This window comes from Micromonospora pallida (genome assembly GCF_900090325.1).
Classification (GTDB): domain Bacteria; phylum Actinomycetota; class Actinomycetes; order Mycobacteriales; family Micromonosporaceae; genus Micromonospora; species Micromonospora pallida.
In genome coordinates this window covers 1,779,234-1,790,016 of record NZ_FMHW01000002.1, presented here as the reverse complement: position 1 = coordinate 1,790,016, position 10,783 = coordinate 1,779,234, and the positions used below count along the sequence as shown (strand labels likewise).

The window sequence follows — 10,783 nt, the reverse complement described above, 5'->3', positions numbered from 1 at the left end:
CGAACGGTCAAACAACTGACCAGGAGCCGGAAGCGGATGTGGGGTTGGACGTACCGATGATGACGCCCACCGCACTGCTGCCCCACCCGGGGCTCATCCGCGACACGTCGCCGCCGGCGCTCGAGTCGACGGCGATGGCCCAGATCCTGGCCGTCGGCACGGCGACCCCGGAGACGGCCTACTCCCAGCGGGAACTCCTCGACATCTTCGACATCCAGGACCCGAGGATCCGCTCGGTCTACCTGAACAGCGCCATCGACCGGCGGTTCCTGACCCTGCCGGAACCGGACGCCGACGGGGTACGCCGGATGGAGACCACCGGCCAACTGCTGGCCAAGCACAAGGCGCAGGGCATCGCGATGGGCAGCCGCGCGGTGCAGGACTGCCTGAAGCAGCTCGGCGCGGACCTGTCCGACGTCCACTACCTGTGCTGCGTCACCTCCACCGGGTTCCTCACCCCCGGCTTCAGCGCCCTGCTGATCCGGGAACTCGGTCTCGACCGGCACACCAGCCGCGCCGACATCGTCGGCATGGGCTGCAACGCCGGGCTGAACAGCCTGAACGCCGTCGCCGGCTGGACCCGCGCCCACCCCGGCGAGCTGGCCCTGATGGTCTGCATCGAGGCCTGCTCCGCCGCGTACGTCTTCGACGGCACCATGCGCACCTCGGTGGTGAACAGCCTCTTCGGCGACGGGTCGGCGGCCATCGCGATGGTCGCCGGGACCGAGCCCGACCCGACCACCGAGCCGGGTCTCACCCCGCGCATCGTCGACTTCACCAGCTGCATCATCCCCGAGGCGGTGGATGCGATGCGCTACGACTGGGACCACGCGCAGAACGGGTTCAGCTTCTACCTCGACCCCGACATCCCGTACGTGGTGGGCGCGCACGCCCGGCTGACGGTGGACCGCCTGCTGGGCCGCTCCGGCCTGCGGCAGGCCGACATCGCGCACTGGCTGGTGCACTCCGGGGGCAAGAAGGTCGTCGACGCCGTCGGCGTGAACCTCGGGCTGACCCGCTACGACATGCGGCACACCACCAGCGTGCTGCGCGACTACGGCAACCTGTCCAGCGGGTCGTTCCTCTTCTCCTACGAACGCCTGCTCCGGGAGGGCACCGTCCGTCCCGGCGAGTACGGCGTCCTGATGACGATGGGACCTGGTTCCACCATCGAGACCGCCCTGGTCCGTTGGTGACCCCGGCGCACCTTCCACCCCTGCCACCCCTCCTGGGAGAAGAAATAACCATGCAGCTCCAGCACTCCATCGACGGCGGCCAGCCGCTCACCCCGGCGACCGTCGCGGCGCTCGACGCCTTCATCGACCGGGTCGAGGACGCGCCCGCCGGTTCCGTCGCGCTCATCGACCTCACCGGCGTACCCGCGCCGACCGCCGAACGGCCCCCGCTGGCCGTGGTGAACCGGTGGGAGCGCGTCCTGCGCCGGCTCGAGCGCACCGGCACCACCACGGTCGCGGTGGTGCGCGGCGACTGCGGCGGCACCGCCGTCGAGGCCCTGCTCACCACGGACCTGCGGATCGCCACCACCGACGCCCGGCTGCACCTGCCGGTCGCCGGTGGTGGCGTGTGGCCGGGGATGGGCCTCTACCGGCTGGCCAACCAGGTCGGGTACGCCCGGCTGCGCCGCGCGGTGCTCTTCGCCGACGCGATCCCCGCCGCCCGGGCCCTCGCCCTGGACCTGGTCGACGAGGTCACCGACGACGTGGCGACGGCCACCTCGGACGCGGTCGCCGCGCTCGCCCGGAGTGCCGGCCCGGACGTCGCGGTCCGCCGCCAGCTCATGCTCGACGCGACGACCCTCCCGTTCGAGGAGGCCCTCGGCCGACACCTCGCCGCCTGCGACCGGGTGCTGCGGCAGGCTCGGACGGAGGAGGCACACGATGTCGCAGTCCTCGTCTGAGCCGATCGCGGCCCTGCCCGCCGCCCGTGCGGTGACCGCCGCCGCGGCCCAGGTCGACGACCTGGTCGCCACCCTGCCGGGGCCGGCGGAACGGTCCGCGGAACAGCGGGCGGCCGTGGCCGAGGCCCGCCGGCACGCCCGTGACCACGCCGACGCGTTCCTCCGGTTGCACGCCGAACGCCTCTACGCCGAGGTGACCGGGGACCGGTCCCGCTACCTGCGGGTGGACGAGGTCTGCGCGGCCGCCGCCGAGGCGGTGCCCGGTCTCGTGCCGACCCGCGCGCGGGTCGACGCGGAGCTGCGGCTGCCGCCGGCGGAGAAGGAGGGCCTGGACATCGACCAGAGCATCCTGGTCGCCCACCTGCTCCGCTCGGCGGTCACCGGGCCGCACCTGATGGAGGCGATGCGCCGGCCCACTGCGCGGGCGCTGGCCCTGCTGCCGGAGTTCGAGCGCACCGGCGTGGCGCGGCTGGACGCGGTGCGGGTCGAGGTCCGCGACGGCGCCGCCCACCTGACCATGCAGCGCGACGACTGCTTGAACGCCGAGGACAACGCGCAGGTCGAGGACATGGAGACCGCCGTCGACCTGGCGCTGCTGGCCCCGTCGGTGCGGGTGGGCGTGCTGCGCGGCGGGGTGATGAGCCATCCCCGGTACGCCGGGCGGCGGGTGTTCAGCGCGGGTATCAACCTGCGCTGCCTACAGGCCGGTCAGATCTCGTACGTCGACTTCCTGCTCCGTCGGGAACTGGGCTACATTGCCAAGATCGTCCACGGGATGACCGGCGAACGCGACCGGGCCTGGGACGGCGACGTGGCGCAGAAGCCGTGGGTCGCGGTGGTCGACTCGTTCGCCATCGGCGGCGGCGCGCAGCTCGTGCTGGCCTGTGACCGGGTGGTGGCCGAACGGGACGCCTTCTTCAGCCTGCCGGCCGCCCAGGAGGGGATCATCCCGGGCGTGGGGAACCTGCGCCTCGGGCGGGTCGCCACCGGCCGGCTGTCCCGGCAGGTCATCCTCGCCGGGCGGCGGGTGTCGGCGAGCGAGCCGGACGGGAAGCTGTTCTTCGACGAGGTCGTCCCGGCCGAGGAGATGGACGCGGCGGTCGCGGCCGAGGTGGCCCGGATGGACGCCCCGGCGGTGGTGGCAAACCGGCGGATGCTCAACCTCGCCGAGGAGCCGCCGGAGGCGTTCCGGGCCTACCTGGCCGAGTTCGCCGTCCAGCAGGCCCGACGCCTCTACAGCGAGGACGTCATGCACAAGGTCACCCGGTTCGCCGCGGCCCCCCGGGCGGCGGCGGTGACGGGCTGACCGACGACGCGGAAGGAGCGCGCAGGGTGGCGCAGGACGACGACGAGCCCCGGGTCCGGTACGAGAAGCGGGGCCGGGTCGCGTACGTGACGTTGAACCGGCCGCACGTGCTCAACGCCATGGACCTGCGGACGCACGAGGAACTCGGTCGGATCTGGGACGACTTCGAGGCCGACGACGAGCTGTGGGTCGCCGTGCTGACCGGTGCCGGTGACCGCGCGTTCTCCACCGGGCAGGACCTCAAGGAGCGGGCCGACCGGGACCGTGCCGGGTCCGGTCCGACCACGTTCGGCAGTCGGGGGCAGCCCGGCTGGCCTCGGCTGACCGAACGGTTCGAGCTGTCCAAGCCGGTGGTGGCGCGGGTGCGCGGCTACGCCCTGGGCGGCGGCTTCGAGTTGGCGCTGGCCTGCGACATCGTCGTGGCGGCCGAGGACGCGGTGTTCGCCCTGCCGGAGGCCCGGCTCGGCCTGGTCGCCGGTGCGGGCGGGGTCTTCCGGCTGGCCCGGCAACTGCCGCTGAAGACGGCGATGGGGTACCTGCTGACCGGCCGTCGTCTCGACGCGCGGCGAGCGTGGCAGCTCGGGCTGGTCAACGAGGTGGTGCCCGCCGACGAACTCGACGACTGCGTGGCGGGTTGGGTGGCCGACCTGCTGCGCAGCGCTCCGCTGGCGGTCCGGGCGATCAAGCAGGCGGCGATGCGGTCGGTGGACCTGCCGCTGGAGCAGGCGTTCACCGCCGACTACGAGTGGGAGAAGCAGCGCTCGGTCAGTCAGGACGCGGTGGAGGGGCCACGGGCGTTCGTGGAGAAGCGCGATCCGGTCTGGCAGGGCCGGTGACCGGAGGAGACTACCGTAACGAGCTATCGCGATATATCGTTACGGTAGTCTCCACATCCGACGGAGGTCGACCGATGTCCGAACGCCACCCCGGGACTCCCCACCACGTCCACATCGGGCCGGACGAGGCCCCGGACGCCCTGCCCCCGTTCCCGCCCCGGCCGGCGCATCCGGCTCCCCCACTGCCACCCCCACCCCCACCCCCACCTCCCCCTCCGCCACCGCCGCCGGGCGGGGGGCGGGCGGGCCGGATGCGCCGGGGCGACGTGCGGGCCGCCCTGCTGGCACTGCTGCACGAGCAGCCCCGCAATGGCTACCAGCTCATCCAGGCCGTCGCCGAGCGCAGCGGTGGCCGGTGGCGCCCCAGCCCCGGATCGGTCTACCCGGCCCTGGCCCAACTCGAGGAAGAGGGTCTGGTCGGGGTCACCGGCACCGGGACGGACCGGCGCTGCCACCTCACCGAGGCCGGGCACGCCTTCGTCGCGGCGAACGAGGACCGCGTCAACGAGCCGTGGCGGTCGGTCGACCGGCGGCTGCCCGACCGGGGTGCCGAGGTGCGCCACGCCCTCGACGGGCTGGCCTCGGCGGCCACCCAGGTGACCGCGACCGGCAGCGACGAGCAGTTGACCCGGGCCGGGCGGGTGCTGGACGCAGCCCGGCGCGACCTGTACCGGATCCTCGCCGACGACACCCCCGCCGGCTCCTGAGCCCATCCCCGACCGACCCACCCGACCCGACAGGAGAAACCCCGATGAGTGCCCAGCCCGGCGGCACGGCCGTGCGCGACCCGGAGGTGGTCGCCGAGAAGCCGCTCCGGCGCAACCGCGACTTCCAGCTGCTGTGGAGCGGCTCGGCCTTCGCCTTCCTCGGTCGGGAGGTCACCGATCTCGTCTACCCCCTGATGGTCCTGGCCATCACCGGGTCCCCCGCCTGGGCGGGCACGTTCGGGGGCGTGCAACTGTTCATGGCCCTGCTGGTCGGCATTCCGGCCGGCAGCGTCGCCGACACCTACGACCGACGGAAGCTGCTCATCGTCATGGAGACCGCCCGGGCGACCGCCTCGGCGAGTGTCCTGGCGGCGGTGTTCCTCGACGCCGTCACCCTGCCGCACCTGCTGGGCGTGGCCGTCGTGGTGGGCACGGTGGGACCGCTCGGCGGCTCGGCGCGGATGCTCCTGGTCCGGGCGGTCGTACCGCCCCGACAGCTCACCGCCGCGCTGACGCAGGAGGAGGTACGCACGCACGCGGCGGCCCTCGGCGGCCCCCCGCTGGGCGGTCTGCTCTACAGCCTCGCCACCCTGCTGCCCTTCGTCGCGACCGCGGTGTCGTTCACGGTGTCGTTGCTCTGTGCCCTCTTCGTCCGCGTTCCCCGTCGCGAGGACGCCCCGGCCGCGCCGGTCGAGCAGAGCGGGACGGTCCGCCGGTCCCTCGCCGGGCTCGCCCTGCTCTGGCGGGTGCCGACCCTGCGGCACAGCACCATCTTCGCCATGGCGCTGAACGCGGTCACGGCACCGCTCTTCCTCATCGTGCTGGTGATGCTGGACCGCGCCGGGGCCTCCCCCACCATGATCGGGTTGACCTCGGCCGGGTTGGCGGTCGGTGGGCTCGCCGGCACCCTGCTGGTCCGCCCGTTGCACCGCGCGTTCTCCCCGGGAACGCTGATGCTGATCCTCGGCGGCACGGCGGTGGCGTTCATCAGCGCGCTGGCCCTGCCGCTGGGAGCCTGGTGGCTGGCGACCGCGCTGTTCCTGCTCGGTCTCGGCGGGCCGTCGATGCGGGTGCTCGTCGACATCCTGATCTTCCGGCAGGTGCCCGACGAGCAGCGCGGTCGAACGTTCACGGCGTTCATGACGGTGCTCGGCGCCGGGGCCTCGGTCGGCCTCTTCGCCTCCGGCCAACTGCTGGAGCGGCTACCGGCCGCGTACGCGATCCTCACCCTGGCCGGGGTCCTGGCCCTCGCCGTCGGGTGGGCCCTCACCGACCGGCGAATCCGCGAGGCGCGCTGGCCGGACGAGTCCCGGTAGGGGCATGGTGGCCGGAAGAGTCCCGGTAGCCGGAGGTGTCTCGGTGGGAGGGAGATGGTGGCCGGACGGGTCCCGGTAGGGGCGCGCTGGCCCCATGGGTCCGGGTAGGGGTCAGCGCCGGCGGACCGAGACCAGTCCGAGCTGGGCGGCGGCGACCCCGAGGCCGAACCGGCCCTGCACCCCCAACTGCTCACCGATCAGGGCCAGCCGACGCCGGACGGTGCGCGGGCTGACGTTCAGCCGCACGGCCGTCGCCTCGTCGGTGTAGCCGGCGGCCAGTTGACGCAGGATGTCCCGGTCGAGCTTGCTGACCTCGAGGGCGGGCAGGGGATCGTCGACGGGCGGGGCGACCGCGAGTCCGTTGTGCGCGGGCATGGGCTGTTTCCTCCTGACGTCACAGGGCCGACACGCCACAGCCGGCCCGCCACAGTGTTGCAAGGGCGGTCTTCCCAAACGCTTCCCGCCCGCTTCCATCGACGCCGGCAAACGTACCTCGGAGCTGCTCCGACCCAGTCGGCGGCCCGACACGTAGGGCGGGGACACCGTCGCGAGGAGTATCGTCGCGGAAACTCCAACGTGGGGGGTGTGTGGTGGAAGTTCGCATACTGGGGCCGGTGGAGGTGTGGCACGCCGGCTCTCCCGTGCGGCTCGCCCGGCGCCAGCAGCGTCTGATCCTCGGCATCCTCGCGCTCCGCGCCAACGAACTGGTATCGGCCAACCAGCTGATCGACCTGCTCTGGGGCGACTCGCCGCCGCGCCAGGCACGTGCCGTCGTGCAGACGCGGGTCAGCGAACTGCGCGGCGTGCTCAGCGGCCCCGTCGAGGCTGCGGTGCGGCTGCGTACCCGCGGCGGCGGCTACCTGCTCGAGTCCGCGCCCGAGGCGATCGACGCGCAGCACTTCCTCGCCCTGGTCCGGGCCTCCCGGGCCGAGCGGGACGGCAAGACCGCCATCCGGACCCTGCGTCAGGCCCTCGACCTGTGGCGGGGTCCGGTGCTGGGCGGGGACGTCCCCAACGAACTCTGCGCGACCCTCTGCCAGGGGCTGGAGTCCGCCCGGCTGACCGCGACCGAGGAACTGTTCGACCTGGAGCTGGGGCTCGGCAACCAGCAGCGCATCGTCGACGAACTCCTCGCCACCGCGCGGGTCAACCCCGCCCGGGAGCGACTCGTCGGCCAGCTCATGCTGGCCCTGACCAGGGTGGGGCGCAGCGCCGAGGCGCTCAGCTACTACGACGAGTGGCGCCGGTGGCTGGCCGACGAGTTCGGCGTCGACCCGCAGCCGGACGTCCAACGGCTGCACCTGTCCATCCTGCGCGAGGGCGAGGGCGAGCCGAACGCCGCCCCGGACGACCCCCTGCCGGTCGCCGCCCCGGAGCAGTCGGGCGGAACCTTCCGTGGCGGCGTACCCCGGTTGCTGCCGCCGGACGTGAGCGACTTCACCGGCCGTACGGCGGAGATCGACCGGATCCGTCGGCTGCTCACCGCGCCGGGCCGCACCGGCGTGGCGGTGGTGGCGGTGACCGGTCCGGGCGGGGTCGGCAAGACGGCGCTGTCGGTGCACGTCGCGCACACCCTGCGGGAGGACTTCCCGGACGGGCAGATGTACGCCAACCTGCGCGGTCCGGACCACCGGACCCCGATCGACCCCGCCGAGGTGCTCGGCCGCTTCCTGCGTGCCCTCGGCGTCGACGGCGCGGCGGTGCCGGAGACCATCGAGGAACGGGCCGACCTCTACCGTGACCTGCTCGCCGAACGTCGGGTGCTGGTGGTGCTCGACAATGCGGCCTCCGACGACCAGATCGCCCCGCTCGTACCGGCCGGGCAGCACTGCGCCGTGATCATCAACGGCCGGACCCACCTCGGCTCGACCTTCGGCGCCCCGGGCCTGCGGCTGGAGATCTTCGAGCCGGGGCAGGCGGTGGAACTGCTCGGGCACGTGGCCGGCCCCACCCGGCTGCGGGCCGAGCCGGAGGCGGCGGCCGAACTGTGCCGACAGTGTGGTTTCCTGCCGCTCGCGCTGCGGGTACTCGGCGCCCGGCTCGCGGCCAAGCCGCACTGGAGCGTGGCCAAGCTGAGCCGGATGTTGCGCGACGAGAGCGGACGGCTCGACCAGTTCAGCTACCACGACCTGGACGTTCGGGCGAGTCTGTCGATCAGCTACGCCGGCCTCTCCCCCGCGGCGCAGCGGCTGCTGCGCCTGACCGGCCACATCGACCTGGCCTACACCGACTCCTGGATCGCGGCGGCGCTGCTGGACGTCAGCCCCACCCGGGGCGAGACGCTGCTGGAGGAGCTGTTCGACGGACAACTGGTGGACGTCGCCGAGTCCGACCCGGTGAGCGGATCACGCTTCCGCCTGCACCACCTCGTGCGCCTGTTCGCCCGCGAACGCGCCGACGTCGAGGACGACAGCACCGAGCTGGCCGCCGCGCGGGGCCGGGTGTTCGGGGCATGGCTGTCCATGGCGGACCGCGCGTACCGCGCCGTGCACGGCGGACCGTACCGGACGGTCCTGGTGCCCGCGGAACGGTACGCGGTCGACGACGCGCAGGGGATCCGCCCCGCCGAGGAGCCGGTCACCTGGTTCGAGAGCGAACGGACCGCGCTGGCCGTGGTCGCCCGCCGGGCCGCGCAGGAGGGACACGCCGCGGCCTGCTGGGAGCTGGTCAACATCACCTCGCCGCTGTTCCAGATGCGACGCTACTTCACGGAGTGGCACGAGCTGCTCGTCCTGGCGCTCGACGCCGCCCGGGCGGCCGACGACCGGCACGGTGAGGCGACGATGCTCTACCGCCTCGCCATGCACAGCACCGACCGCCGCGAGTTCGCCCGGGCCGAGGAGTACATCGCCCAGGCGCTGGAGATCTTCGCCACCACCGACAGCCTGCACGGACGCGCCCTCGTGAATGCCTTCGCCGCCTCGTTGAGCCGTATCAAGGGACACGAACGTGAGGCACTCGTCCGGTACAAGGAGGTATTGCCGGAATTGATCGATGCCCGCGACTGGACCTCGGCCGCAATCGCCCTGCGCGGTATCGGACAAATACATCTGAACCAACAGGATTATGTGACCGCCGATCGCTATTTCTGTCAGGCATTGGACATGTGTCGGCTTGGCGGATCGACCCGGCTGGAAGCCCAGGTACTGTTCTGGCAGGGCATGCTCCGGGTACGGCAGGAACGGTTCACCGACGCCGAGCCCCTGTTCTCCGGGGTACTGGCGGCCAGCCGCCAGCTCGGCGACCTCACTGGCGAGGGCCAGGCCCTGCACGGGCTCAGCCTCTGCTACCAGGGCCTCGGCCAGGTAGAACGGGCCCGCAAGGCACTGCACACCGCCCTCGTGCTGTGCCGGCAGCCGCGCCCGACGCTCCTGGAGGCAACCATCCGGGGCGCCCTCGCGGACCTCGAATCGACGGCCGGTGGCCGGAACCGGTCAACCGATCCCCACAATGCAGACACCCTCCGGAGTGTGGACTAACGTCGATGACACCGAAACGCGAAAGGGAGTCACGATGCAGGAATTCACGGCGCAGGCCACCGCCTACCGCAACGATTGGGAGTGGCACTGAGTCGGTGTGACACACCGCGCCGGTCAGGCCCGGAACTGGAGACCGACCTCCACGATTCCGGTTTTCCGACGGCAAGCACGACCCCGGGTCCGGTCCCGTCCACGGTCGACGAGGCGGGTGCCGGCCACGGGGAGACGGGGCCCGGACGATAGGGTCGGGCCCCATGCGAAGCAAGGAGGAACTGGGCGAGACCATCCGGCGGAACCGCCGCGCCGCGCTGGTCATCAACGCCCGTTCCCGCCGGGGTCGCCGGCTCTACGATCACGCACGGTCACGACTGGCAGCAGCCGGCTTCGACCTGCTCGGTACGTACCCGGTCGACCGTCCCGGTGAACTCGACCAGTGCCTCACCGCCGCCGCCGGCCTGGCGCCGGACCTGCTCGTAGCCGGGGGCGGAGACGGCACGCTCAGCGCCGCCGCCCGGTTGCTCGCCCACCGGGACATGGCGCTCGGCCTGCTACCGCTCGGCACCACCAACAACTTCGCCCGGACGGTCGGCGTCCCACTCGACCTCGACGGAGCCGTCGCGGTCCTCACCGACGGCAAGGTGATCGACGTCGACCTCGGTCTGGCCGGGGACGTGCCGTTCGCCAACCACGTCGGGATCGGACTCTCCGCCGACATCATGCTCCGGACCCCGCCCCGGCTGAAGCGGGTCACCGGGCGACTCGCCTACCCGCTGACCGCGCTGGCGCTGCTCGCCCGGCACCGGCCGATGCGGGCCACGGTCCGGGCCGCCGGTGGGACGCGCGAGTTCGTCACCCACCAGCTGTACGTGGCCAACGGCGGGTTCCACGCCGGCCGGCGGATCACCGCCGACGCCGACGCGGACGACCGGCTGCTGGTGGCGTACCCGGTTGGCGGGCCGACCCGGCGGGGCCTGCTGAGCGACACGGCCCGCAACGCGGCCACCGGCCACCGTCGGACGCTCGGCGACGAACCGTTCCTCGCGGTACGCGAACTCTGGCTGGAGACCGACCGCCCGGCGCGGGTCGAGGTCGACGGCGAGCTCTGCGGACAGACCCCGATCCGGCTCGGCCTGGCTGCCAACGCGCTACGGGTGATGGCTCCGGTCGACAGCCCGGACCGCTGACCCGTCGCCGACGGCACCGGCGGAGCCATCGACCATC

The 10,783-nt window shown here is 72.8% G+C and carries 9 protein-coding genes; 8 read left to right on the top strand and 1 reads right to left on the bottom strand.

What is annotated here, in order from left to right; all coding sequences use genetic code 11:
- Nucleotides 1-56: 56 nt before the first annotated feature.
- From dpgA to GA0074692_RS07720, 6 genes are all read left to right on the top strand, one after another.
- A complete protein-coding gene (gene dpgA, locus GA0074692_RS07750; RefSeq protein ID WP_218106588.1) occupies nucleotides 57-1,196 on the top strand; it encodes a 3,5-dihydroxyphenylacetyl-CoA synthase DpgA in 1,140 nt (379 codons plus the stop codon).
- Nucleotides 1,197-1,246: 50 nt separating this feature from the next.
- Entirely contained in the window at nucleotides 1,247-1,918 is a 672-nt protein-coding gene (dpgB, locus tag GA0074692_RS07745; protein WP_091640920.1) for an enoyl-CoA-hydratase DpgB, read from the top strand.
- On the top strand, nucleotides 1,899-3,224 hold the full coding sequence (dpgC, locus tag GA0074692_RS07740; protein WP_091640916.1) for a (3,5-dihydroxyphenyl)acetyl-CoA 1,2-dioxygenase DpgC: 1,326 nt from the start codon (nucleotides 1,899-1,901) through the stop codon (nucleotides 3,222-3,224). The genes dpgB and dpgC overlap by 20 nt, the downstream gene beginning before the upstream one ends.
- A 26-nt stretch (nucleotides 3,225-3,250) precedes the next feature.
- Nucleotides 3,251-4,060 (top strand): enoyl-CoA-hydratase DpgD, encoded by an 810-nt coding sequence (gene dpgD, locus GA0074692_RS07735; protein ID WP_091640913.1) that lies wholly within the window; start codon nucleotides 3,251-3,253, stop codon nucleotides 4,058-4,060.
- Nucleotides 4,061-4,134: 74 nt separating this feature from the next.
- Nucleotides 4,135-4,767 carry a PadR family transcriptional regulator gene (locus tag GA0074692_RS07725; protein ID WP_176738349.1) on the top strand — a complete coding sequence of 211 codons (633 nt, stop codon included), beginning with the start codon at nucleotides 4,135-4,137 and terminating at the stop codon, nucleotides 4,765-4,767.
- Nucleotides 4,768-4,811: 44 nt separating this feature from the next.
- On the top strand, nucleotides 4,812-6,083 hold the full coding sequence (locus tag GA0074692_RS07720; RefSeq protein ID WP_091640906.1) for an MFS transporter: 1,272 nt from the start codon (nucleotides 4,812-4,814) through the stop codon (nucleotides 6,081-6,083).
- 111 nt (nucleotides 6,084-6,194) lie between these two features.
- Here the strand turns inward: GA0074692_RS07720 and GA0074692_RS07715 are convergent, their stop codons facing one another.
- Nucleotides 6,195-6,458, bottom strand: coding sequence for a LuxR C-terminal-related transcriptional regulator (locus GA0074692_RS07715; protein WP_091640903.1), 264 nt, complete (start codon nucleotides 6,456-6,458; stop codon nucleotides 6,195-6,197).
- Between the two features lie 239 nt (nucleotides 6,459-6,697).
- Between GA0074692_RS07715 and GA0074692_RS07710 the strand changes: the two genes are divergently transcribed.
- Both GA0074692_RS07710 and GA0074692_RS07705 read left to right on the top strand, forming a co-directional pair.
- Nucleotides 6,698-9,562 (top strand): AfsR/SARP family transcriptional regulator, encoded by a 2,865-nt coding sequence (locus GA0074692_RS07710; RefSeq protein WP_176738348.1) that lies wholly within the window; start codon nucleotides 6,698-6,700, stop codon nucleotides 9,560-9,562.
- Between the two features lie 254 nt (nucleotides 9,563-9,816).
- Entirely contained in the window at nucleotides 9,817-10,746 is a 930-nt protein-coding gene (locus GA0074692_RS07705; protein WP_091640896.1) for a diacylglycerol/lipid kinase family protein, read from the top strand.
- Nucleotides 10,747-10,783: the final 37 nt, after the last annotated feature.

What these genes read in the sequence shown, in the direction of transcription:
- GA0074692_RS07720 (WP_091640906.1), top strand. Translation starts at nt 4,812, where the DNA reads ATGAGTGCCCAGCCCGGCGGCACGGCCGTGCGCGACCCGGAGGTGGTC.
- GA0074692_RS07715 (WP_091640903.1), bottom strand. Translation starts at nt 6,458, where the DNA reads ATGCCCGCGCACAACGGACTCGCGGTCGCCCCGCCCGTCGACGATCCC.
- dpgB (WP_091640920.1), top strand. Translation starts at nt 1,247, where the DNA reads ATGCAGCTCCAGCACTCCATCGACGGCGGCCAGCCGCTCACCCCGGCG.
- dpgA (WP_218106588.1), top strand. Translation starts at nt 57, where the DNA reads ATGATGACGCCCACCGCACTGCTGCCCCACCCGGGGCTCATCCGCGAC.
- GA0074692_RS07705 (WP_091640896.1), top strand. Translation starts at nt 9,817, where the DNA reads ATGCGAAGCAAGGAGGAACTGGGCGAGACCATCCGGCGGAACCGCCGC.
- GA0074692_RS07725 (WP_176738349.1), top strand. Translation starts at nt 4,135, where the DNA reads ATGTCCGAACGCCACCCCGGGACTCCCCACCACGTCCACATCGGGCCG.
- dpgC (WP_091640916.1), top strand. Translation starts at nt 1,899, where the DNA reads ATGTCGCAGTCCTCGTCTGAGCCGATCGCGGCCCTGCCCGCCGCCCGT.